The sequence below is a fragment of the Nonomuraea sp. bgisy101 genome, assembly GCF_057708945.1.
This window is the reverse complement of the sequence record NZ_JBYITD010000016.1, coordinates 12427-34925: the sequence shown is the minus strand read 5'-3', so window position 1 is coordinate 34925 and position 22499 is coordinate 12427. Positions and strand designations below refer to the sequence as shown.

Annotated in this window: 25 protein-coding genes; 11 read left to right on the top strand and 14 right to left on the bottom strand. The window is 70.7% G+C overall.

Annotation, left to right across the window (positions count from 1 at the left end; all coding sequences use genetic code 11):
• Positions 1 to 140: 140 nt before the first annotated feature.
• The 5 genes from AC3EO4_RS28300 to AC3EO4_RS28280 form a co-directional block, all read right to left on the bottom strand.
• Positions 141 to 956: an ATP-grasp domain-containing protein gene (locus AC3EO4_RS28300; RefSeq protein ID WP_431898579.1), complete on the bottom strand. Its 816-nt coding sequence runs from the start codon at positions 954 to 956 to the stop codon at positions 141 to 143.
• Positions 957 to 1033: 77 nt separating this feature from the next.
• Complete coding sequence (locus tag AC3EO4_RS28295; protein WP_379581018.1) at positions 1034 to 1291, bottom strand: hypothetical protein; 258 nt, start codon at positions 1289 to 1291, stop codon at positions 1034 to 1036.
• A 64-nt stretch (positions 1292 to 1355) separates the two neighbouring features.
• Positions 1356 to 1613 carry a hypothetical protein gene (locus AC3EO4_RS28290; protein WP_379581017.1) on the bottom strand — a complete coding sequence of 86 codons (258 nt, stop codon included), beginning with the start codon at positions 1611 to 1613 and terminating at the stop codon, positions 1356 to 1358.
• A gap of 207 nt (positions 1614 to 1820) precedes the next feature.
• Positions 1821 to 2756: an SDR family oxidoreductase gene (locus AC3EO4_RS28285; RefSeq protein ID WP_379581016.1), complete on the bottom strand. Its 936-nt coding sequence runs from the start codon at positions 2754 to 2756 to the stop codon at positions 1821 to 1823.
• The gene (locus tag AC3EO4_RS28280; RefSeq protein ID WP_431898578.1) at positions 2740 to 3486 is read right to left on the bottom strand and encodes an SDR family oxidoreductase; all 747 of its coding nucleotides are present in this window, start codon (positions 3484 to 3486) and stop codon (positions 2740 to 2742) included. The genes AC3EO4_RS28285 and AC3EO4_RS28280 overlap by 17 nt, the downstream gene beginning before the upstream one ends.
• A gap of 45 nt (positions 3487 to 3531) precedes the next feature.
• Here AC3EO4_RS28280 and AC3EO4_RS28275 point away from each other — a divergent pair, with 45 nt between their 5' ends.
• The 4 genes from AC3EO4_RS28275 to AC3EO4_RS28260 are packed head-to-tail and all read left to right on the top strand — an operon-like array spanning position 3532 to position 6750.
• Positions 3532 to 4263 carry an enoyl-CoA hydratase family protein gene (locus tag AC3EO4_RS28275; RefSeq protein WP_431898577.1) on the top strand — a complete coding sequence of 244 codons (732 nt, stop codon included), beginning with the start codon at positions 3532 to 3534 and terminating at the stop codon, positions 4261 to 4263.
• A gap of 8 nt (positions 4264 to 4271) precedes the next feature.
• Positions 4272 to 5048, top strand: coding sequence for a CoA transferase subunit A (locus AC3EO4_RS28270; RefSeq protein ID WP_379581206.1), 777 nt, complete (start codon positions 4272 to 4274; stop codon positions 5046 to 5048).
• Positions 5045 to 5725 (top strand): CoA-transferase subunit beta, encoded by a 681-nt coding sequence (locus AC3EO4_RS28265; protein WP_379581013.1) that lies wholly within the window; start codon positions 5045 to 5047, stop codon positions 5723 to 5725. Before AC3EO4_RS28270 ends, AC3EO4_RS28265 begins: the two co-directional genes overlap by 4 nt.
• On the top strand, positions 5722 to 6750 hold the full coding sequence (locus AC3EO4_RS28260; RefSeq protein WP_431898576.1) for an NAD(P)H-dependent flavin oxidoreductase: 1029 nt from the start codon (positions 5722 to 5724) through the stop codon (positions 6748 to 6750). The genes AC3EO4_RS28265 and AC3EO4_RS28260 overlap by 4 nt, the downstream gene beginning before the upstream one ends.
• Here the strand turns inward: AC3EO4_RS28260 and AC3EO4_RS28255 are convergent.
• Genes AC3EO4_RS28255 through AC3EO4_RS28240 form a run of 4 tightly spaced genes read right to left on the bottom strand, consistent with a single transcriptional unit; the run spans position 6737 to position 10706 of the window.
• Positions 6737 to 7408: a pentapeptide repeat-containing protein gene (locus AC3EO4_RS28255; protein ID WP_379581011.1), complete on the bottom strand. Its 672-nt coding sequence runs from the start codon at positions 7406 to 7408 to the stop codon at positions 6737 to 6739. The two genes, AC3EO4_RS28260 and AC3EO4_RS28255, sit on opposite strands and share 14 nt — an antisense overlap.
• 4 nt (positions 7409 to 7412) lie before the next feature.
• A complete protein-coding gene (locus tag AC3EO4_RS28250) occupies positions 7413 to 8924 on the bottom strand; it encodes a glycoside hydrolase family 3 protein (protein ID WP_431898575.1) in 1512 nt (503 codons plus the stop codon).
• A 44-nt stretch (positions 8925 to 8968) separates the two neighbouring features.
• Positions 8969 to 10270 (bottom strand): alkaline phosphatase D family protein, encoded by a 1302-nt coding sequence (locus AC3EO4_RS28245; RefSeq protein ID WP_379581009.1) that lies wholly within the window; start codon positions 10268 to 10270, stop codon positions 8969 to 8971.
• Positions 10271 to 10292: 22 nt separating this feature from the next.
• Complete coding sequence (locus AC3EO4_RS28240; RefSeq protein WP_379581008.1) at positions 10293 to 10706, bottom strand: DoxX family protein; 414 nt, start codon at positions 10704 to 10706, stop codon at positions 10293 to 10295.
• Positions 10707 to 10791: 85 nt separating this feature from the next.
• Between AC3EO4_RS28240 and AC3EO4_RS28235 the strand changes: the two genes are divergently transcribed.
• On the top strand, positions 10792 to 11253 hold the full coding sequence (locus tag AC3EO4_RS28235; RefSeq protein ID WP_379581007.1) for a MarR family winged helix-turn-helix transcriptional regulator: 462 nt from the start codon (positions 10792 to 10794) through the stop codon (positions 11251 to 11253).
• Between the two features lie 28 nt (positions 11254 to 11281).
• Here AC3EO4_RS28235 and AC3EO4_RS28230 read toward each other — a convergent pair whose 3' ends face one another.
• Positions 11282 to 12418 carry an acetyl-CoA C-acetyltransferase gene (locus tag AC3EO4_RS28230; protein ID WP_431898574.1) on the bottom strand — a complete coding sequence of 379 codons (1137 nt, stop codon included), beginning with the start codon at positions 12416 to 12418 and terminating at the stop codon, positions 11282 to 11284.
• A 97-nt stretch (positions 12419 to 12515) separates the two neighbouring features.
• Between AC3EO4_RS28230 and AC3EO4_RS28225 the strand changes: the two genes are divergently transcribed.
• On the top strand, positions 12516 to 13181 hold the full coding sequence (locus AC3EO4_RS28225) for a TetR/AcrR family transcriptional regulator (RefSeq protein ID WP_379581005.1): 666 nt from the start codon (positions 12516 to 12518) through the stop codon (positions 13179 to 13181).
• A complete protein-coding gene (locus AC3EO4_RS28220; RefSeq protein ID WP_431898573.1) occupies positions 13178 to 13903 on the top strand; it encodes a DNA alkylation repair protein in 726 nt (241 codons plus the stop codon). The genes AC3EO4_RS28225 and AC3EO4_RS28220 overlap by 4 nt, the downstream gene beginning before the upstream one ends.
• Here AC3EO4_RS28220 and AC3EO4_RS28215 read toward each other — a convergent pair.
• Positions 13845 to 14678 carry a LysR family transcriptional regulator gene (locus AC3EO4_RS28215; RefSeq protein WP_431898572.1) on the bottom strand — a complete coding sequence of 278 codons (834 nt, stop codon included), beginning with the start codon at positions 14676 to 14678 and terminating at the stop codon, positions 13845 to 13847. The two genes, AC3EO4_RS28220 and AC3EO4_RS28215, sit on opposite strands and share 59 nt — an antisense overlap.
• A 45-nt stretch (positions 14679 to 14723) precedes the next feature.
• On the opposite strand from AC3EO4_RS28215, the gene metE reads away from it, so the two are divergent.
• Positions 14724 to 16859 carry a 5-methyltetrahydropteroyltriglutamate--homocysteine S-methyltransferase gene (gene metE / locus AC3EO4_RS28210; protein ID WP_379581002.1) on the top strand — a complete coding sequence of 712 codons (2136 nt, stop codon included), beginning with the start codon at positions 14724 to 14726 and terminating at the stop codon, positions 16857 to 16859.
• Here the strand turns inward: metE and AC3EO4_RS28205 are convergent.
• Complete coding sequence (locus tag AC3EO4_RS28205) at positions 16825 to 18768, bottom strand: HelD family protein (RefSeq protein ID WP_431898571.1); 1944 nt, start codon at positions 18766 to 18768, stop codon at positions 16825 to 16827. The genes metE and AC3EO4_RS28205 overlap by 35 nt on opposite strands.
• A 215-nt stretch (positions 18769 to 18983) precedes the next feature.
• On the opposite strand from AC3EO4_RS28205, the gene AC3EO4_RS28200 reads away from it, so the two are divergent.
• The 3 genes from AC3EO4_RS28200 to AC3EO4_RS28190 all read left to right on the top strand — a co-directional run bounded on the left by AC3EO4_RS28200 (position 18984) and on the right by AC3EO4_RS28190 (position 20711).
• Complete coding sequence (locus AC3EO4_RS28200) at positions 18984 to 19928, top strand: LysR family transcriptional regulator (protein WP_431898570.1); 945 nt, start codon at positions 18984 to 18986, stop codon at positions 19926 to 19928.
• Positions 19929 to 20013: 85 nt separating this feature from the next.
• A complete protein-coding gene (locus AC3EO4_RS28195) occupies positions 20014 to 20394 on the top strand; it encodes a VOC family protein (protein ID WP_431898569.1) in 381 nt (126 codons plus the stop codon).
• A 53-nt stretch (positions 20395 to 20447) separates the two neighbouring features.
• Entirely contained in the window at positions 20448 to 20711 is a 264-nt protein-coding gene (locus AC3EO4_RS28190) for a hypothetical protein (protein ID WP_431898568.1), read from the top strand.
• 6 nt (positions 20712 to 20717) lie between these two features.
• Here the strand turns inward: AC3EO4_RS28190 and AC3EO4_RS28185 are convergent, their stop codons facing one another.
• Both AC3EO4_RS28185 and AC3EO4_RS28180 read right to left on the bottom strand, forming a co-directional pair.
• Positions 20718 to 21602: a carbohydrate ABC transporter permease gene (locus AC3EO4_RS28185; RefSeq protein WP_379580997.1), complete on the bottom strand. Its 885-nt coding sequence runs from the start codon at positions 21600 to 21602 to the stop codon at positions 20718 to 20720.
• Positions 21602 to 22498 (bottom strand): carbohydrate ABC transporter permease, encoded by an 897-nt coding sequence (locus tag AC3EO4_RS28180; RefSeq protein ID WP_379580996.1) that lies wholly within the window; start codon positions 22496 to 22498, stop codon positions 21602 to 21604. The genes AC3EO4_RS28185 and AC3EO4_RS28180 overlap by 1 nt, the downstream gene beginning before the upstream one ends.
• Between the last annotated feature and the right edge of the window lies 1 nt (position 22499).

Sequence of the window (22499 nt, the reverse complement as noted above, 5' to 3'; positions counted from 1 at the left end):
GGTGAGTCCGCTCGAGGGCGCGCGACGGCGACCTCGGTGCCCGCGGGCATCAACATCCCCCCTCGCGTCCGCTCGTGTGCCTGCTCGTCATCGGCAGTCAACCAATCCGCCGCCGCACCTCGCAACGGGTTTTCCGCGCGTCAGAGCAGCTCGGTGAGCGCCCTCGCAAGGTTGGCCGCCGCCCCTTCGGCGTAGCGCAGGAACAGGTAGGGCTCGGTGACCTCCAGCTCCATGAGCGCAGGGCTGCCGTCGGGGAGCCTGATGAGGTCGACCCTGGCGTAGAGGAGCTCGCCCTGCACCGCCGCGAGCACCTTCTCGGCGAGCTCGACCTGGTCGTCGGCAGGCGTGCGCGGCTCGGCACGGGAGTTGTCGGCGAGGCTCTGCCCGCCGGCGAGCATCGCGTTGCGCCGGACGGCGTGGCTGAAGGTCCTGTTGAAGTAGAGCAGTGACGTCTCGCCCTCGGCCTCGACCATGTCGAGGTACGGCTGGACCATCGGCGTGCGCCCCGAGGCCTCCAGCGCCTGCGCGTGCGCCTGCGCGACCGCCCTGTCGGTGGTCCTGATCGTGTCGCGCGCCCCCGCCGAGACCGTCGGCTTGACGACGTACTCGCTCCACTGCGGCATGCCGTCCGCCGACCAGTGCGTCGGCACGGTCGGCACGCCCAGCTCACGCAGGTAGGCCTTGTCGGTATTGGTCTCCAGGACCGCAGCCGGGTTGAGCAACCTGGTCACACCCGCCGTCGCCCTGGCCCATGCCAGGAACTCCTCGCGCCTGTCCAGGTAGTCCCACACCGAGCGCACGACGGCCGCGTCGAACGCGCTCCAGTCGGCCTCGGGATCGTCCCAGCGCACGGCCTGCCCGTCGATGCCCGCGGCACGCCACGCGGCGATGACGAGGTCACGCTCGTCGTCCCGGGAGTCGTCATCACCAAATGTCACATATGCACAGATAGTCACCCGAGGGATAGTACGCGGTAGGAAAACCGGCGCGAGCCGGGCCGTCGCCGACCCGGCTCGCACGCTTTCGGGGCCGGCTAGTCGACCCAGACCCTGATGCCCACACCGCTGCCGTTGGTGGCGGTGGCGGCGTTGCCGTTGATGTTGTTGACGTTGGTCGCGCGACGCGTGCCGATGTTGCCCGCATACACGTTGCCGAAGTTGTTGCCCGACTGCGACGCCTCGTGGTTGTGACTGCCGTTGCGGATGTAGGTGTCGGCGCTGGCAGGAGCACTCATGAGGGTGGCGCCGGCGGCCGCGACGACGATCCCGGTGACGCAGAGCTTCTTGAGCATGTCGACTTCCTTCCAGTTCAGGGGATGATGGAACGTTCCATTAGGCATGAGGAAGACGTGCCGCCTAGTAGAAGATGTATGTCACCGTGATGCTGCCGTCGGTGGCGGTGTTGGCGATACCGTTGATGTTGTTGACGTTGGTGGAATCGCTGCCGCCGTGATTGAAGGCCGCGACGTTCCCGAAGTTGTTGCCGGACTGCCAGGAGTCGCTGTTGCGGCTCCAGTTGCTGGTCCAGGTATCGGCGTGTGCGGGGGCCGCCAGCAGCGTGACGCCCGTGGCCGCTGCCAGAACGGCACCGGTTGCGCACAGCTTCTTGATCACTTCAGCTCCTTCGCCAGTGGGGGTCGTGGACCGATGCGCACCTTGGGCCCATGGTGCGCGACTGTCCGTTTGACTCCGCTTGACCGGGTGAGGTCAAAGCCAAAGCGATCATATAGCTGAGTGCATTCGATGTGTAGCTCTTAGTAATCAGAAGATTATTCTGTGGCAGACTCCTCGCCGCTCAGGCTTCTCCACCGGACGGCGGCCTCACGATCCGTAGACCGGCTCGGGCTCGGGTGCCCGCTCGAGCAGGGCGGTGACCGCCTCGCCCACCTCGGCGGGATCCCAGCGGCGACCCCCGTCCACGGCGGGTCCATGGCGCCAGCCGGTGGCAAGCCCGATCCTCCCGCCCTCCACCTCGAAGACCCGCCCCGTGACATGCCCGGAGCCGACGGAGCCGAGCCAGGTCACCAGCGGCGCGACGTTCGCCGGGTCCATGGGGTCGAAGCCCGCCTCCGGCCTCGTCATGGTGGCGGCGAACACCTCCTCGGTCATCCTCGTCCTGGCCGCGGGGGCGATGGCGTTGACGGTCACCCCGTAACGGCCGAGTTCCGCCGCGGCGACCTGGGTGAGCGTCGCGATGCCGCCCTTGGCCGCGGCGTAGTTGCCCTGCCCGACGCTGCCGAGCAGGCCCGCGCCCGACGAGGTGTTGACGACGCGGCCTTCCACCCGCTCGCCCGCCTTCGCCCGCTCCCTCCAGTGCGCGGCGGCGTGCCGCAAGGGGAGGAAGTGGCCCTTCAGGTGGACCCTGATCACCTCGTCCCACTCGTGCTCGGTCATCGAGACGAGCATGCGGTCACGCAGGAAGCCCGCGTTGCTGACCAGGACGTCCAGCCGGCCGTACGCGCTGACCGCCATCTTGACGAGCCTGGCGGCGCCGTCCCAGTCGGCCACGTCGTCGCAGTTGGCCACCGCCTGGCCGCCCGACTCGCGGATCTCCTCCACCACGTCGAGGGCGGGCGCGCCCGACCTGCCGCCGCCGTCGCGCCCGGTGCCCAGGTCGTTGACGACGACCTTGGCACCCTGCCTGGCGAACTCCAGCGCGTGCTCCCTGCCGATGCCGCGCCCCGCGCCCGTCACGATGACGACCCGGTCTTCACAGATCCTCGCCACACGCCCTCCTTGGTTATCGGGAGATTTCATCAGATGCGAGCCATTTCCAGGCAGGGGTCTCGCCGCCTCCGTGCACGAGAACCTGCGCGCCCGTGACGTAGCGGGAGGCCGCCAGCCACAGGCAGACCTCGCCGACGTCGTCCGGCTCGGCCATCCGCCCCGCGGGGATGGTCGCGTTGATGACGTCGATCCTGTCGTTGTAGTGCTCGGCGGCGTTCTCCGTCCTGGCCAGGCCGACCACGACCGTGTTCACCCTGACATCGGGAGCCCACTCGGCGGCCAGGCACGCGGCGAGGTGGTGCAGGCCCGCCTTGGCCGCGCCATAAGCGGAGGTGCCGGGGGACGGGCGGGTGCCGCTGGTGCTGCCGATCATGAGCACCGCTCCGCCCGCGGCGGCGAGCAGAGGGTGCGCGCGCTGGGCGACCAGGAGCGGCGCCGTCAGGTTCAGCTCGATGACGCGTGCGTGCAGGCGGGACGAGGTGCCCGCGACCATCGCGTACGGCGCGCCGCCCGCGTTGTTGACCACCACGTCGAGCCGGTCGAGCCCGCCGAACAGCCGCTCCAGGTCGCCGGGCTCTCGCACGTCCGCCTGGACGAACCGGGCGCCAGGCCCGAGATCCGGCGCTCCCGCGGGAGGGGTCCTGGCGCAGACGATCACGTCGGCTCCCGCGGCGGCGAAGGCGCGGGCGATCCCCAGCCCGAGGCCCTTGGTTCCGCCGGTCACCAGGACCACCTTGCCGGTGTAGTCGTAGGAGATCACGGATGCTACGGTACCAAGCAAGCGTTAGGTAACGACAGGAGCGTCATGGGAATCACGCTGCGGGCGGGACCGATCGCCGAGGTGGTCGTCGACGTCCCCCCTGTCAACGCGCTGCGGGTGCGGGACTGGCACGACCTCGCGCAGGCCGTCCAGGCCGCGGGGCAGGACCCCGGGACCAGGGTCGTGGTGCTGAGAGCGGAGGGCCGCGGGTTCAACGCGGGCGTGGACATCAGGGAGATGCAGGAAGACGAAGGTCACGCCGCGCTCGTGGGCGCCAACCGGGGGTGCTACCGGGCGTTCGCGGCCGTCTACGACTGCGAGGTGCCGGTGATCGCGGCCGTGCACGGCTTCTGCCTGGGCGGCGGCGTCGGCCTGGCGGGCAACGCCGACATCGTGCTCGCCAGCGAGGACGCCTACTTCGGACTGCCCGAGGTGGACAGGGGCGCGCTCGGCGCGGCCACCCACCTGGCCAGGCTCGTGCCGCAGCACCTCATGCGCGCGATGGTCTACACGTGCAGGAACGTCACCGCGCACGAGCTGCACGCGTTCGGCTCGGTGCTGCACGTGACGCCGCGCGACGAACTGCGCGCCACGGCCATGGAGGTGGCAGGACGGATCGCCGACAAGGACCCCTACGTGATCCGCCGCGCCAAGGAGTCGCTCAACGGCATCGACCCGGTCGACGTCAAGCGCAGCTACCGCTTCGAGCAGGGTCTCACCTTCGAGCTGAACCTGATGGGCGCGGGCGACGAGCACAGAGAGAGGTTCCTGCGGTGAGCAAGGTGATGACGGCCGACGAGGTCGCGGCCAGGATCGAGAGCGGCATGACCGTGGGCGTCGGCGGATGGGGGTCGCGCCGCAAGCCGATGGCGCTCGTCCACGCCCTGCTCCGCTCCCCCGCCACCGACCTGACGATCATCTCGTACGGCGGCGCCGACGTCGGCATGCTGTGCGCGGCGGGCAAGGTGCGCAGGGTCGTGGCCCCCTTCGTCACGCTCGACACCATCCCCCTCGAACCGCACTTCAGGACCGCCAGGCAGCGGGGCGCGATCGAGTTCACCGAGTACGACGAGGGCATGTTCATGTTCGGCCTGCTGGCCGCCGCGCACCGGCTGCCCTTCCTGCCGACGCGGGCGGGGCTCGGGTCCGACGTCATGCGGGTCAACCCCGAGCTGAGGACGGTGCGCTCGCCGTACACGGAGGAGGACCTGGTGGCGGTGCCCGCGCTGACCATGGACGTCGCGCTGGTGCACCTCAACAGGGCCGACAGGCGCGGCAACGCGCAGTACCTCGGCCCCGACCCCTACTTCGACGACCTCTACGCCAAGGCGGCCACGAGCTGCTACGTCTCATGCGAGCGGCTCGTCGACAGCGCCGACCTGCTGAAGGAGGGGCCGGTGCAGTCCCTGCTGATCAGCAGGTCGTTCGTGGCGGGCGTGGTCGAGGCCCCTGGGGGCGCGGGCTTCACCTCGTGCGAGCCCGACTACGGCAGGAACGAGGCGGAGCAGCGCAGGTACGCCACGACGCCGTGGCAGGAGTATGCGGCAGGAGCATCGCGATGAGCAGGGCTGATGTGTGCGTGGTCGCCTGTGCCGAGGCGTTCAGGGGCGACGGCGAGATCGTGGCGGCCGGGATCGGCGGGCCGATCACGTTGCTGGCCGCGCGCCTGGCCAGGATGACGTTCGAGCCCGACCTGATCACGACCGACGGCGTGTGCCTGCTGACCGGCGACGCGCCCGGCGTGGTGGAGGGCTGGCTGCCCTTCCGCGAGCACCTGTGGCTGGTGCTGAACGGCAGGCGGCACGTGTTCCTCGGCGCCTCGCAGATCGACAGGTTCGGCAACACCAACATCTCCTGCATCGGCCCGTGGGAGCGGCCCAAGGCCCAGCTCCTCGGCGTGCGGGGGGCGCCGGGCAACACCGTCTGCTGCCCGACGAGCTACTGGATCCCCAAGCACAGCCCTCGCGTGTTCGTCGAGCAGGTCGACATGGTCTCCGGCGTGGGCGGCCCGATGATCCGCAGGGTGGTGACGAACCTCGCGGTGCTCGACCTCCGCACTCCGGACGGGTCGATGCGGCTGGTGTCGGTCCACCCCGGTGTCGACGTCGCCGAGGTGGTCCAGGCGACCGGCTTCGACCTGGTCGTCCCGCCCGACGTGCCCACCACGCGGCTGCCGACCGACGACGAGCGCCGCGTCCTGGAGACGCTCGACCCCGGCAACCTGCGCGAGGCGCTATGAGAACCGCGCTCACCGACCTGGTCGGCTGCCGTTACCCGATCGTGCAGACCGGCATGGGCTACGTGGCGGGGGCCAGGCTCGCCGCCGCCACGTCGGGCGCGGGGGGCCTCGGCGTCATCGCCGCCTCCACCATGTCCGTGGCGGAGATGACGACGGCGATCCGCGAGGTGAAGGAGCGCACCGGCGCGCCCTTCGGCGTCAACATCCGCTCCGACGCCGGCGACGCCGCCGAACGGGTTGAGATCATGATCCGTGAGGGGGTCAGAGTGGCCTCCTTCGCCCTGGCGCCGCGCAGGGAGCTCATCGACAGGCTCAAGGAGGCGGGCGTCGTCACGATCCCCTCCGTCGGCGCGCGCCGCCACGCCGAGAAGGTCGCCGCGTGGGGAGTGGACGCGGTGATCGTCCAGGGCGGCGAGGGCGGCGGCCACACCGGTCCCGTCCCCACCACGCTGCTCCTGCCCCAGGTCGTCGACTCCGTCGACATCCCCGTGATCGCCGCCGGCGGCTTCTTCGACGGCCGCGGCCTGGTGGCGGCCATGGCGTACGGCGCGGCCGGCATCGCCATGGGCACCCGGTTCCTGCTCACCAAGGACTCCCCCGTGCCCGACCAGGTGAAGCGGCTCTACCTGGAGGCCACCGACACGATCGTGACCCGCAAGGTGGACGGGGTGCCGCACCGGGTGCTCGCCACGCCGTTCGTCGCCTCGCTCGAACGCACCCGCCTGCTGCGCGCGCTCGTCAACGCGGCGCGCTTCAGACGGCTGTCGGGCCTCGGCTGGGGACAGCTGGTCGGCGAGGGCCGCAGGATGCGGGCGGGCAGGGACCTGAGCTGGGCCCAGGTGCTGCAGGCGGCCAACACCCCGATGATGCTCAGGGCGGCCATGGTCGAGGGCCGCACCGATCTCGGGGTGATGGCCGCCGGCCAGGTGGTGGGCGTGCTCGACGACCTGCCCTCGTGCGAGGAGCTGGTCGAGCGGATCATGGCCGAGGCCGGCCAGGTGCTCGGGCGGCTCACACCACCGTGAGCCCGCGGGCACCGAGGATCGCGTTGGCCTGCGCCTGGTTGATGATCGCGCCGGACAGGGCGCGCAGCTTGGCGTCGTCGGGTTCGCCGAGGTCGGCTCCCCGCAGGTCGGCCTTGGCGAAGACCGTCTTCAGCACCTTCGTGCCGATCAGGCGGCAGTCGCTGAAGACGGCCTCGGTGAAGTCGCAGCCCGACAGGTCGGCGTCGTCGAACCTGATGCCCTCGAGCGTCTGACCGCGCAGTGAGCAGCCGCCCAGGTTGGCCATCGTCAGGTTCGAGCGCGCGAGAGTGAATCCCGTGCCCCTCGATCCGGTGAGCGACGCGCCGATCATGCGGCAGCCGCTGAAGGCGGCGTCGGTCAGCAGCGCACCGCCGAAGTGCGCGGAGGACAGGTCGACGTCGGTGAAGCCGGCGTCGAGCAGGTCGGCGTCGGCGAACCTGGCCCGCAGGCCTCCCCCGCCGGTGAACACCGCGCCGTCGAGGTCGGCCTTGCGGAAGTCGGTCTGCTCGAGCACGCACGACTCGAACCTGGCCCCGGCCAGCGACGCGCCCCAGAAGTCGGTCTCGGTGAGGTCGCAGTCGCGGAAGAGGTGCGTCTCGTCCGCCGTGAGACGGTCGGCCATAGAGAGGTGGGAGAGGTCCTCGCCGTCGAAGTTCACGACGTCACAGGCTACCCGTGATCACCTCGGCCGCGGCCTGCCCGCAGACGCGGGCCGAGCCGTATGTGGCGATGTGGACCGCGCCGAGGTCGGAGCGCTCGGGCAGGCCCATCTCCACCACCACGGCGTCGGCGCGGGCGCTGAGCAGGTGGCTGATCGCCTCGGACTGCCACGGGTAGCGGTGGGCGTCGCGGGCGACGATCACCAGCGGGCGGTCGGCGGCGGATCTGAGCAGGTTCTCCAGGACGGCGGCGCGCGACTCCTCGGCGGTGAGCCTGTTGACGGTGGTGCCGGGCAGGAGCTTGCTCAACGGCTCGCCCACGCCCCACGGCGTGCCCTTGTCGATGGCCAGGTTCATCTCGGGGGCGAACTCGACGACCTGTGGCGCGACGGTCAGCGGGAGGATGGGCGCGGAGGTCCTGCGGGTGACCCTGACGGCGCGGCGGGCGGCGATGAGGCCGATCTCGCCCTCGACCGCGTGGCCGTCGTCGTTCGCCCCGCCCTGGCCGTTCTGCGCGGCCCTGGTGGCCGCCGACCACGCCCCGAGTCCCGTGACCCTGCGCGCGGCATCGGCCAGGCGCTCCTCCGGCAGCCTGCCTTCCAGCACCGCGTGGGCGATCGCGTCACGCACCTCGACGGCCGTCACCTCGTCCGAGCGCTCGCCGCCTACGCAGATCGCGTCGGCGCCCGCGGCGATCGCCATGGCCGACGCCCCGCCCACGCCGTGGGCGCCGGAGACGGCCGCCATCTCGATCCCGTCAGTGATGATCATTCCGTCGAAGCCGAGTTCCTCGCGGAGCAGGGCGGTCAGCACGTGCGGGCTGAGCGTGGCGGGCCGCAGGTCGTCGTAGCGGGGCACGAGCAGGTGCCCCGTCATGATCGCTCGCACGCCTTCCTCGACGGCCGCGCGAAAGGGGAGCAGGTGCTCTTCGATGTCGCCCGCCACCACCGGCACGCTGTGGTGGGAGTCGACCGCGGTGTCGCCGTGTCCTGGGAAGTGCTTGGCGCAGGCCGCCACTCCCGTCGCCTGGAGTCCGCGGACGAAGGCCCTGGTGTGCCTGGCCACGAGCGCGGGGTCGGCGCCGAAGGCGCGCAGGCCGATGACGGGGTTGCCGGGGTTGGAGTTCACGTCCGCGGAGGGCGCGAAGTCGATCGTGATCCCCGCGGCGGCCAGGTCGCGGCCGAGGTCGCGGGCGAGCTCCTCGGTGAGCGCGACGTCGTCCACCACGCCGAGCGAGTAGTTGCCGGGCCTGCTGCTTCCCTTGGCGACCTCGAGCCTGGTCACCTCGCCCGACTCCTCGTCCACTCCGACCAGCGCAGCGGGGTTGTCCGCGTGCAGCGCCGCCGTCAGCTCGGCCACCTGGGCGGGGCCGGCGATGTTGCGGGAGAAGAGCACCACGCCCGCCAGGCCTTCGGACAGGCGGTGGCGGAGCCAGTCGGGGGGCGTCGTCCCGACGAATCCCGGGAGGACGACGGAGTCGGCAAGGCGAAGCAAGTCGCGGCCAGGCTTGGGCATGACCGAAATCTAATAGGAAAGTTTCCTATTTTCTAGAGGCATCTTCAGACGTCAACGCGTCTGATTCCACGGCCCTCCGTGACGAACTCGGCAAGTGTACGGACAGGGGCGTCCTTCCTGTCGACGAAGTCCACCCCTTTGAACGCGACGCGGAACTCGGCCTGGCTCACCGCCCCCGACAGGTAGCCGCGATGAGCGTCGAAATAGCGCAGGTGCGGGTTGGCGGCCAGCACGCCGGGACCGTCAGTGACCGGGGGGTTGCTGCTGATCGCGGAGCCGACGAACTCCGCCCCGACCGTCTGCCCCGCGGCGTCGACGACGTCACCGGCCCACGCGTTGTGCACGTCGCCGCTGAGCACCACCAGGTTCCGCGAGACGGCGGCGAGCAGGCGGGCGCGCTGCTCGGGGCGGCCGTCCCAGGCGTCCTTGCGCAGGTTCGGCGGCGGCCCGGGGACGAACCTGCGGGTGAAGAACAGCGGCTGCACCAGGACCCGCCACCTGACGGGAGTGGAGGTCAGCCTGGACAGCAGCCACGACTCCTGGGCGGCGCCCAGCATGGTGCCCGCGTCGCGGAACTGGCGCACGTCCAGGACCATGAAGTCGGCGACCAGGCCGTAGGTGCGCCTGCGGTACATCTGCAGCGCCCCCTCGCGCGGGCGCACGCGCAGCGGCATGTGCTCGTAGTAGGCCTGGTAGGCGGCGGCCCTACGTCTGAGGAAGCGGTCGGAGCCGTCGCCGCGCCCCTGATAGTTGTCCATCACCTCGTGGTCGTCCCAGGTCGGCACCCACGGGGCGGCGGCGTGGGCGGCCTGGAGGTCGGGATCGCGCTTGTAGGCGGCATAGCGGGCGCGGTACCCGGCGAGGGTGGTGGTCTCCTCGGGGGGATCGACACGGCGCACGCCCTGTGCCGGCCTGCCGTACTCGTAGATGTAGTCGCCGAGGTGGAAGACCACGTCCGGGCGCTCGGCCGCGAGGTGGCGGTAGGCGGTGAACCAGCCGTGCTCGAAGCGCTGGCAGTTGGCGGCCGCGAAGCGGACCTGCTGGGTGGAGGCGGCGTCGGGCGCGGTCCTGGTACGGCCCGCAGGACTTAGCTCCGATCCGGACCTGAACCGGTAGAAGTAGTCGGTCGCGGGACGTAATCCCTCGACCCTGACGTGGACGCTGTGGGCCCACGCGGGCAGGGCCTGCACGGTGCCCTGCTGGACGACTCTGGCGAACCGGTCGTCCTCCGCGAGCTGCCATCGCACCTCGACTGGATGGGACAGGCCGGTCAGCCTGGTCCAGAGGATCACACCGTCCGGTAACGGCTCACCCGACGCGACGCCCAGAGTGAACGGGTTGGGCATAGCCCGATGGTACGCACAGCGCTCAGGCCGCGACGGCCGCCTTGCGACGCTGCCACAGGCGGTCGGCCGCCAGCGCGCCGCCGCCGGTGAACGCCAGCGCGAGGCAGGCCGCGCCGAGGACGAGCGGGAGCTCGATGCCGCCCTTCTCGGCCAGGAACCCGTTGGGCAGGTGCACGAAGACGATCGCGCCCACCATGTCCAGCGCCAGCAGGACGCCGAACACCGGCAGCGCGGCGCCGACGATGAGCGCGATGCCGCCGACGACCTCCAGCACGGCCACGGCGGGAGCGGCGAGACCGGGCAGCGGAACGCCGATCTGCTCGAAGAACGCGGTGACGCCCGAGACGCCCATGGTGGTGAACTTCACCCAACCGTGGATCAGAAAGGTGACGCCGATGGCCAGCCTGGCGAGCAGCAGGGTGAGCGATTGAGCCATGGTTTACTCCGTCATTGTTGTTCGGATTTGAACAATCCCACTCTAGATGGTCGTTCAAATCTGAACAACTCATAGACTGGCGAACGTGACCGAGACACGATGGCTGGATGAGAGGGAGATGGCCGCGTGGCAAGCGTTCCTGATCGCCTCACACCTGCTGGAGAGGCGGATCGAGGAGCAGCTGAAGGGCGCGGCGGGCCTGACTCATCCGCAGTTCGAGGTGCTGACCCTGCTGTCGGCGGCCCCCGGGCGGAGGATGCGGATGACCGAGCTGGCCCGCGGCGTGGTGGTGTCCAAGAGCGGGCTCACCTACCAGATCTCCCAGCTGGAGAAGCGCGGCCTGGTACAGCGCACGAGCTCGCCGGGAGACGAGCGCGGGGTGCTCGCGGTGCTCACGGAGGAGGGTGCGCGGCAGCTCGCCGAGATCGCCCCAGGGCACGTCGAGGTGGTGCGCAGGTTCCTGATCGACCTGCTCACCCCCGAGGAGCTGGAGACGATGACCGCGGCCATGAGCAGGGCGCGGCAGGCCATGCGGCCATCGACCTAGCCGTCACAGGCGTTCGTGGACGGTGCCGTCACAGACGTTCGAGGATGGTCACGTTCGCCTGTCCGCCGCCTTCGCACATCGTCTGCAGGCCGTAGCGTCCGCCGACCCGCTCCAGCTCGTGCAGCAGCTTGACCGCCAGCACCGCACCCGTCGCGCCCAGCGGGTGGCCGAGGGCGATGGCGCCGCCGTTGGGGTTGACGATCGCGGGGTCGGCGCCTGTCGCCTTGAGCCAGGCCAGCACCACGGAGGCGAACGCCTCGTTGATCTCGACGGCGGCGAGGTCGGCGATGGACATCCCCGCCCTGGCCAGCGCGTGCTCGGTGGCGGGAATGGGCGCGTCGAGCATGACGATGGGGCTCGCGCCGCGCACCGACAGGTGGTGGACGCGGGCGCGCGGCGTGAGCCCGTGATCGCGTACGGCCCGCTCCGAGGCGACGAGCAGCGCCGCGGCCCCGTCGGAGATCTGCGAGGACAGCGCGGCCGTCAGCGACCCGTCGGGCAGCAGCGGGCGCAGCGCCGCCATCTTCTCCAGCGACGTGTCCCTGCGCGGTCCCTCATCCACCTCGACGCCCTCGTAGGGGATGATCTGCCGGGCGAACCTGCCCGTGTCGACGGCATGCAGGGCCCGCTCGTGCGAGGTGAGCGCGAAGGCCTCCATCTCCTGGCGGGAGATGCCCCACGAGGCGGCGATCCGTTCGGCGCCCGCGAACTGCGAGACCTCCTGCGAGCCGTACCGCGCCGCCCAGCCCTTGGAGCCGGAGAACGGCGTGTCGAAGCCGGGGAAGGACATGGCCGAGGAGATCGGGACCATGCTCATGTTCTGCACCCCGCCCGCCACGACCAGGTCCGCCGTGCCCGAGAGCACCGCTTGCGCCGCGAAGTGCAGCGCCTGCTGGGAGGAGCCGCACTGCCTGTCGACGGTCACGCCGGGCACCTCCTCCGGCAGTCCCGCGGCCAGCCAGCAGGTGCGGGCGATGTCGCCGGCCTGGGGGCCGACCGTGTCGACGCAGCCGAAGATCACGTCGTCGACCGCGGAAGGGTCGATGTCGGAGACCACCGCGCCGATGACGTGGGCGCCCAGGTCAGCGGGGTGCGCCCCGGCCAGGCCGCCGTTCCTGCGACCCACGGGGGTCCTGACCGCGCCGACGATGTAGGCCTCGCTCATGCCCGAATCCTAGCAAGCGCTTGGTTCGGTTCGGAAGTGCCGGTGAGCTGCGGGTGTTCTGTGAACAAGCGATTGCGCAAAGGCCCATAATGGAGGCGTGACAACACGAAAGAACCCGACCGCCGCGCCGCCGAAGACCAAGCGCGCCGCCGCGTCGGGATCGGCCTCGGAGCGCCGTGACCACCTCGTGAAGCTCGCCGCCGAGATCTTCGCACGCAAGGGCTTCCAGGCGACGACCGTTCGCGAGATCGCCAACGAGGCCGGCATCCTCTCAGGAAGTCTCTACCACCACTTCGACTCCAAGGAGACGATCGTCGACGAGGTGCTGTCCACCTTCCTCGACGACCTGATCGCCCGCTACCGGGCGGCCCTGGAGAGCGGCGGCGACCCGCGCACCGTGCTGTCGGAGATGGTGCGCATCGGGTTCGGCACGCTGGAGCCGCATCGCGCCGCGATCACCGTGATGCAGAACGACTGGAACTATCTGCGCCAGTTCCCCCGCTTCAACTACCTCGTCAAGGCCGAGGACGACGTGGAGCAGATGTGGGTGCGGCAGATCAAGGCGGGCCAGGCGGCCGGGCAGTTCCGCGCCGACGTCGACCCGAAGCTGACCTACCGCATGATCCGCGACACGATCTGGGTGGCGGTGCGCTGGTTCCGCCCCGGCGGCAGGCTCAACACCGCGGGCCTGGCCGAGCACTACATCACCGTGCTCTTCGACGGCCTGGCCACCGGCGAGCGGACCACCCAGCCGCAGGCATGAGCCTCCCGAAGGTGGTACGGCTGGCACTGCTGGAGGTCGCCGAGCCCGACAAGGCCCCGGCGATGCAGGCCTACATGAAGTCGCAGATGCCCTTCCTCGGCGTGCAGTCGGGGCCGCGGCGGGCCGCGCTGAAGAAGGTGTTCGCCGAGCACCGCATCGAGTCCGCGCCCGAGTGGCGGCGCTCGGTGCTGGAGCTGTGGCGGGAGGCCGAGTTCCGGGAGGAGCGCTACGCCGCGATCGAGCTGTCGGGTTTCCGCTTCTACAGGGACTTCCAGACGCTCTACACCGTCCCGATGTACGAGGAGATGGTCGTCTCGGGCGCGTGGTGGGATCTGGTCGACGAGATCGCCACGCACCGGGTGGGCGGGCTGCTGGCCGCCTACCCCGACGCCATGCGGCCGCTCCTGCTGGAGTGGGCGCACGCGGAGAACCTGTGGAAGCGACGCACCGCGATCCTGGCCCAGAACAGGTTCAAGGAGCGCACCGACACCGCGCTGCTCTACGCGTGCATCGAGCCGAGCCTGTCCGACATCGACTTCTTCGCCCGCAAGGCGATCGGCTGGGCGCTGCGCGAGTACGCCAAGACCAATCCGCGCGAGGTCGTCCGCTACGTCGAGGCCAAGGGCATCAGCGGCCTGAGCAGGCGCGAGGCGCTGAAGAACGTCACCGTGTCCACAGCGCCTGCTGCACCGTCTGGACCAGCGCCATCAGCTCGGGCGTGACCGCCTCGCCCTGCCATGCCAGCGTGTAGGTGAGGCGCAGGTCGGCGGCCTCCAGCGGGACGAACCTGATGTCGTCGCGGCGCACGGTCCTGGCGACCAGCTGCGGGATCGGCAGCAGCCCCACGCCCGCGGCGACCAGGTCGAGCGCCGCGCCGAAGTCGTCGTCGGCCACCTGCCGGTGCCTGCCGGGCAGGCCGGCCCACCGGCCGCCGGGGATCAGCACGTCACGGCCGCCGAGCTCGGCGGCCGTGACCCTGGACCGCCAGGCGTGGTCCACCGGTACGGCGAGCCTGTCCACGGTCACATGGAATCTGGCCCCCGTGACGAACCTGGGCGGCGCGGGCACGGCCACGATCGCCGCCGAGGCCTCCCCCTCGTCCAGCGCCCTGGCCGCCGCGCCCCGCCCCGCGGTGACGAGTTCGACGGCGATCCCCCGCCCCGCGAGCCTTCTGGCGACGCGGGCGACGAGCGGCCCCGCCAGCGGTGGATAAGCCAGATGAATGACCGGCCTGGCCAGTCGCGCCCCCTCAAGGCCGAAGGCGGTCACGCTGTCGAGCACCTGGTGCGCGTGGCCGAGCAGGGCCTTGCCCTCGGGAGTCAGCCGCACCGCGCGGGCGGACCTGTCGAAGAGCCGGAGACCCAGGGCCTTCTCCAGCCGGGTGACGGCCTGGCTGACCGCGGGCTGCGACATGCCGAGCTCGGCGGCCGCCCGGGAGAAGCTGAGCAGCGCGGCGACGCGCTCGAAGCACTGGATCTCCCTGAGCATAAGCAGCATCAATAGATGATGCACCGGAAGCGGCCGCGCGTGTTCGGTTGGCGCATGACTTCTTTTCCTTCGTCCACCGTGCTGGGTTACCCGCGGATCGGTCCCGACCGCGAGCTGAAGCGAGCCCTCGAGTCGTACTGGGACGGGCGCGCCACCCGCGCGGAGCTGGAGCGGGTGGGCGCTGAGCTGCGCGAGCAGACGTGGCGGCGGCTGGCCGAGCTCGGGCTCGAAGGGCTGCCGTCCAACACCTTCTCGCTCTACGACCAGGTGCTCGACACGGCGGTGATGGTCGGCGCGGTGCCGGAGCGCTACAGGGACGCCGAGGACCCCTACTTCGCGATGGCGCGCGGCACCCAGGGCCTGCCCCCGCTGCGGATGACCAAGTGGTTCGACACCAACTACCACTACATCGTTCCGGAGATCGGCCCCGGCACCGTCTTCAAGCTGGACGCCGCCAAGCCGCTCGGCGAGGTGCGGCAGGCGAGGGCGCTCGGGTTCGAGACGCGGCCCGTGGTGATCGGCCCCGTGACCTTCCTCCTGCTCTCGAACGCGCTCGACCGGCTCGACGACGTGCTCGGCTGCTACGAGGAGCTGCTGTCGGCACTGGCCGCGGAGGGGGTGGCGTGGGCGCAGTTCGACGAGCCCGCGCTGGTCGGGGATCGGACGCCGGCCGAGCTGGCGGCGGTGCGGTCCGCCTACGACCGCCTGGGCTCGACGGCGGCCAGGCCCTCGCTGCTGGTGGCGAGCTACTTCGGCGACCTCGGCGAGGCGCTGCCTGTGCTGGCGGCGACGCCGGTCGAGGCGATCGGCGTGGACCTGGTGCGGGGCCAGGCGCCCGCGCTGCCGGGCAAGACGGTGGTGGCGGGCGTGGTGTCGGGACGGGACGTCTGGCGCACCTCGCAGGCCAGGGCGCTGGCGGCGCTGCGGGCCGTACAGGCGGACGACGTGGTGGTGAGCACCTCGTGCTCGCTGCAGCACGTGCCGTACACGGTGGCGGTGGAGGACGAGCTGGAGCCGGGCCTGCGCGAGCGGCTGGCGTTCGCGGAGGAGAAGGTGGCCGAGGTGGTCACGCTCGCCCGCCTGTTCGCCGAGGGCGCGGCGCCCGGCCTGGAGGAGACGGTGACGCGGGCCCGCAGGGACGGCGTCGCGCCCGCCCGCCGCAGTCCCTATCCCGTGCGGGCCAGGGCCCAGGCCGGGCACCTCGACCTTCCGCTCCTGCCCGTCACCACGATCGGCTCCTTCCCGCAGACGAGCGAGCTGCGGGCGGCCCGCGCCGACAGGTCGCTGCCGGTGGCCGACTACGAGGCGCTGGTGGAGAAGGAGATCGAGCGCGCGATCAGGGTGCAGGAACGGCTCGGCCTCGACGTGCTCGTCCACGGTGAGCCCGAGCGCAACGACATGGTGCAGTACTTCGCCGAGCACCTCGACGGGTTCGCGGTGACCAGGCACGGCTGGGTCCAGTCGTACGGCTCGCGCTGCACCAGGCCGCCGCTGCTGCACGGCGACGTCAGCCGCCCTGCCCCCATCACCGTGCGATGGGCGACGTACGCGAGCTCGCTGACGGCCAAGCCGGTCAAGGGCATGCTGACCGGCCCCGTCACGATCGTCGCCTGGTCGTTCGTCCGCGACGACCTGCCGTTGCGCGAGGTGACGTTCCAGGTCGCCGACGCCATCGCGGAGGAGGTGCGCGACCTGGAGGCGGCGGGCATCTCGATCATCCAGGTGGACGAGCCGGCGCTGCGCGAGCTGCTCCCCCTGCGGGCCGGCGCCCAGGAGGACTACCTGGAGTGGGCGGTGGCCGCCTACCGCAGGGCGACCTCGGTGGCCGCCGACCGCACCCAGATCCACACGCACCTCTGCTACTCCGACGCCGACCAGATCCTGGCGGCCATCGACGGCCTCGACGCCGACGTGACCACGATCGAGTCGGCCAGGTCGGGGGCGCGGATCCTGAAGAACGTCGGCGGCTACTCCCGCGGCCTCGGCCCCGGCGTGTACGACATCCACTCCCCTCGCGTGCCGGCGGAGGCCGAGGTGGAGGCGCTGCTGAAGGAGGCGCTCGGCGTGCTGCCCGCCGATCGGCTCTGGGTCAACCCTGACTGCGGCCTGAAGACCCGCACCTACGAGCAGGTCGAGGCGTCGCTGGCCAACCTGGTCAGCGCGGCCCGCTCGCTCCGCGGGTCCGTGTGAGCGGCAGCGGGCCCACCACGTCGAGCCGCGAGACCGCCCTGGTGAGCGCCACGTAGAGGCGGTTCATGCCGCGCGGCTCGGCGGCGACGATGGCCTCCGGGTCGACGACCACCACATGGTCGTACTCCAGCCCCTTGGCCATGCTCGCCGGCACCGCGGTCACCCTCGCGCCGGGCTCGTCCACCGGCGCGAGGTCCACGCCCGCGGCCCGCAGCCGCGCCACCAGTCCGGGCAGCTCGTGGTCGGCCGCGATCACGCCGACCGAGCCCTCGAAGGCCATGGCCTCGGTGACGGCCGCCGCCGCCTCGCCGTCGGCCCGCATCAGCAGCCGTCCCTCCGACCGGAACGAGCGGGTGCGCGGCACGTTGGCGCCCAGGTCGTCGAGCAGCCCGTTGGCCAGCTCGACGACCGCGGCGGGCACTCTGAACCCGGTCGTCAGCGCGATCACGGTGGCGTCCGGCTTGCCCAGGCTCTTCAGCTGGTCGGCCCAGTCGGCCGCCGCCCACGGGGTGGTGCCCTGGGCCAGGTCGCCGAGCACCGTCAGCGAGCCGTACTCGCTCCTGCGGGCGATGGCCCTGCACTGCATCGGCGACAGGTCCTGCGCCTCGTCCACGATCACGTGCCCGTAGCCCTTCGGGTGGTCGAGCAGCCCCTCCAACTCGTCGATCAGCACGTTGTCCGCCGCCGTCCACGTCTTGCGCGCGCGGGTGATCGCCCGCCGTTCCTCGGGGGCGAGGATCCCCTCGGCGGGCCCGGTCGGGTCGGCGAGCAGCTCGGTCAGTACTTCCTCCGCCTTCACGTTCGGCCAGACGGCGTCGATCGCGGGCGTCGCTCCTCTGGTCATCGCGCGCATCCACGCCGCGGTCGCGGTGCGGCCGCGCAGCTCGGCCTGGCGTCTGATCAGTGCGACGGTCTGCGAAAGCACCCGCTCCCTCCCGATCCGGTACGGCAGCGCCGCCCGTCTCGCGTCGTCGACGATGCGCCGCAGGTCCTCCTGCTGGACCCGCCACACGAAGGCCCCGTCGCGCACGGTCACCGGCTCGGCCGGCTTGGCGATCCTCCCGTACAGCGCTTTTCTGAGCACCGCGGCCATGCGCTCGTCGTGTTTGACGACCGCGGCCTCGGCGGAGTCGGTGCCCTTCACCTGGACCCGCCGGAGCAGATCGTCCACGGTCGTCTGCTCGACGTCGACCTCGCCCAGCGCGGGCAGGACGGCGCCGATGTAGCCGAGGAAGGCGCGGTTGGGGCCGAGGATGAGCACGCCGTGCCGGTCGAGCCGCTGCCGGTGGGCGTAGAGCAGGTAGGCCGCCCTGTGCAGGCCGACGGCGGTCTTGCCGGTGCCGGGCGCGCCCTGCACGCAGATCGACTCCTCCAGCTCGGCCCTGACCAGCTCGTCCTGCTCGGGCTGGATGGTGGCGACGATGTCGCGCATGGGGCCGACCCTGGGCCGCTCGATCTCGGCGGCGAGGATCCTGCTGGCGACCTGCGCGCCGCCGTCGAGGTGCTCGTCCTCGAAGCCGGTGAGGGTCAGGTCGGCCCAGCCGTACCTGCGGCGCATGAGGATCCCGCGTCTGTCGCCCGCGTGGGCGCGGTAGAAGGCGGTCGAGACCGGGGCCCGCCAGTCGATCACGACGGGCGGGTGCCCGGTCTCTCCGGAGATGTGCCGGCGGCCGATGTAGTAGCGGTGGCCCTCCTCGACGTCGAGGCGGCCGAAGAACGGCGGTCCGTCCGGGGCCTCGCTGAGCTCCTTGGCCAGGCTCTTGAGGTGGCGGCCGAGCCGTTCGGCGCTGTAGCGGTCGCCCGCGACGGTCTCTCCCACGATGACGTTCTCGCGGGCTCCGTCGAGCATCCGCTGGAGCCCTTTTCTGCACTCGGTGACGTAGGCGCGCTCGCTCTCGAGTTCGGTCATGGAGATAGTGTAACCCGGTTAAGTTTTTAACCGGGTTACATCGGGAGGTGGCCGCCGCCCTGCGGGAGGGAGAGCAGCATGAAGGCCTGCGTGCTGGACAGCCCGAACGTGCGGAAGAAGCGGAGGAACATGCCACAAGGCTCCCGCCGAACCGGACATTGCGTCCAACACCATAACTTTCCGGATTAACGCTCTTTTGTTGTTAATCTCGGGAGGTGGACATCAACCCCCGGCTCCTGCGGGTGTTCGTCGCCGTGGCAGAGGAACTCCACTTCGGCCGGGCGGCCGCCCGGCTCTACCTGGCCCAGCAGGCACTGAGCCGCGACATCCGCCGCCTGGAGGAGCAGCTCGGCGTCGTGCTGTTCAGGCGGTCCACGCGCCAGGTCGAACTGACCGAGGCAGGCGTCAGGCTGGTGCCCGCGGCCAGGCGGCTGCTAGCCGTCCACGACGAGCTGGTCGCCGAGACGCGAGGCGCCGCGGGGCCGCTGCTCGTCGACCTCAACAGCCCCGGCACGCGGCTGCCCCGCCACCTGGTCAGGGCACGCGAGCTGGCGCCCGAAGCGGAGATCGTCGCGCGCTTCCACGGCGGGCTCTCGGCGGGTGCCGCGGCGATCGTGGCCGGAGACGTGGACGTGTCCTTCGGCCGCTTCGCAGGGCTGGCCGCCGAGACGCGGGCGCGCCTGGCACAGGTTCCCGTCAGGCTGCACCCGATGGCGGTGATCCTCCCCGAGGAGCACCCGCTGGCCCGGCTGAAGGAGGTGCCGCTCAGCGCGCTGGCCGGCTTCCGCCTCGACGTCATGGGCGGCAACCCCAACACCACCGAGTGGACCGATCTCGGAAAACAGCTGGCCGAGGAGTTCGGACTCACGCTCGCCGACCCGCACGCGTGCCCGATCGGGCTGGAGGAACTTCGCGTCTACGTGCGGCGGCACGGCGAGCCCGTGCTGTCCAGCGTCGGCTGGGGCGAGACGCGGGGAGTCGTCGTGCGGCCGCTGGTGGATCCCGTGCCGCTGTCGCTTGTCAGCCTGGTTCACCGGCCCGGGCTGCGGCATCCGGGACTGACCGCGCTCTTCCAGGCGGTGGCCGAGGAGGAGGGCTGGATGGACCGCCCCGCCGGCTCCTGGCTGCCCGCCGCGGACGAGGCGCTGCTCGGTCCGTGAACGCTCGCCGGGAACCGGCGGAATGGATCACACTGGAGACCGGCTCCCGATCAGGGACCTTCCGGCCACAGGAGAGCGACCGATCATGGAATTCAAGCTCGAGCTGATCCCCGTCCCCGTCTCCGACGTCGACCGCGCCAAGAAGTTCTACGTCGAGAAGGCCGGGTTCACCTGCGACCTCGACTTCTCACCCGGAGAGGAGTTCCGGGTCGTGCAGCTCACCCCGCCCGGCTCGGCCTGCTCCATCGCGATCGGCATCGGCGTCGTCGACACCGCGCCGGGCTCGGTGCGCGGCCTGCACCTGGTTGTCCCCGACATCCACGAGGCCAGAGCCGCGCTGGTGGAGAGGGGAATGGAGATCGGCGAGGTCGAGGACATGAGCGCGCCGGGCAAGCCGACCATCTCCTACGCGTGGTTCAGCGACCCCGACGGCAACACCTGGACGCTGCAGCAGCTCCCCTCCTGAATCCACGGCGGCGATATGGGTGTTTCGCCGGACTCCTGGGTAGCTGGCCGAGCATGAGTGAGACACCTGATGCCAGGTACACGGGGGAAGAAGCGGCCGAGCGCGTCGACAGGGCACTGAACGACGACGGGACACCGGACGAGGTGGACCAGCGCGACGCCCATGTGGTCGCGGAGGCGGAGGCGGCGCCGCTGCGCCAAGGACGTCCCGAGCAGGACGACGACGGGGACCCCGAGGAGGCCGCGCGCCGGGAGGCACTGTGGAAGGGATCCCCGTCGGAGCCCGGCGGGGGCGAGGTGCCCGAACCGCCGGACTGAGCGAGGCTACTTGAGCGCGCCGGCGGTCAGGCCCGTCTGGATCTGCCGTTGGAAGACGGTGTAGACGACGAGCATCGGCAGGATGGCGAGGGTCAGCGCGGCGAACAGCGCCGACCAGTCCTGGTCGTAGCCCGCGGCCGTGGAGATGTCGGCGATGCCCTGGGTGAGCACCCACTTGTCGCGCTCCTGCAGCAGGACCAGCGGGAGCTGGTACTGGTTCCACTGGCCGAGCACGTTGAAGATCGTGATGCTCACGATGCCAGGCCTGGCCATCGGCAGCATGATCTGGAAGAAGACGCGTGTGTGCGAGGCGCCGTCCACCAGGGCCGCCTCCGCCACCGCGGTCGGCAGGGTGCGGAAGAAGGCGGCGAGGAAGAACACCGTGAAGGGCAGGGAGTAGGCGATGTACACCAGCACCAGACCCGCGTGGGTGTTCAGGCCGATGAAGGGGATGACCCGCCCCATGTTCTGCACCACGAAGAACAGCGGGGTCAGCGCCAGGTAGACGGGGAAGGCCAGGCCGGAGACGAACAGCAGGTAGAAGCCGCGGTTGCCGCGGAAGGGATAGCGTGCCAGCACGTACGCCGCCATGGAGCCCAGCAGCATCGTGCCGAGCGTGCTGAACGACACGACGATGACGCTGTTGAGCATGTACTGGCCGATGTGGGCCTGCTCCCACGCCCTGGCGAAGTTGTCCCACCGGATCGAGGCGGGAAGCGACCACGCGTCACCGAAGATCTCGTCCTCGCTCTTGACCGACGCGAGGAAGGTCCACAGGATCGGGACGACCACGAGGACGGTCCAGACCAGCAGCGCCACGTGCGTGAGCGCCGACAGCGGCCCGAGTCGCCGCCGCCGTTCCACCTGGAGGCGCTTGCGCGATAGGTACATCAGTACTCGATTCGTTCCCGACGCGAGAGGCGCAGGGCCAGGATCGCGAAGCCGATGGTGAAGAAGAACATGACGACGCCGAGGGCGGAGGCGTAGCCGAAGCGGAAGTACTGGAAGGCGTTGCGGTAGATCTCGGCGGCCATGACGGTGGTGGAGAAGTCGGGACCGCCGTGCTGGTCGGTCATCACCCACACGATCGCGAAGACGTCGAGGGCGAGGATGCCGAGGTAGACCCAGGCGACCTGGACGGTGTCCCAGAGCAGCGGGAGCGTGATGCGGAAGAACAGCGAGAAGCGTCCCGCCCCGTCGATCTGCGCGGCCTCGAACATGTCTCCGGGGATCGAGGCGAGGCCGGCTGAGAAGAGCACGACGTAGAAGCCGACGGCCTGCCAGATCATCACGCCCAGCACGGACCAGAACGCGATCGACGGATCGGACAGGAAGCCGACCGGCGACAGGCCGAGTGACATGAGCGGGCCGTTGAGCATGCCGCTGCCGTCAGGCCTGAAGACCTGCTGGAACAGCACGGCGACCACGGCCACGGCAAGCACCTGAGGGAAGAAGAACACCACCCGGTAGAACTTCGAGCCCGCCACGCCCGCGATGCCGTTGCCCCCCACGTTCAGCAGGAACGCGAAGAACAGCGCGACGACGATGGTGATCAGGGGCAGCAGCACCAGCAGCAGCCCGTTGTGCCACACCGCCTTCCAGAAGATCCCGTCGTCGAACAGGCGCCGGAAGTTGTCGAAGCCGACGAACCGCGGCGCGGCGGAGACGCCGCGCCAGTCGGTCATCGCGATGTAGAACGCCTGCAGATACGGCGCGATCACGTAGACGAGGTAGAGCGTGACCGGCGCCGCGAGGAAGGAGGCGATGAAGAGACGGCGTCGCAGCATG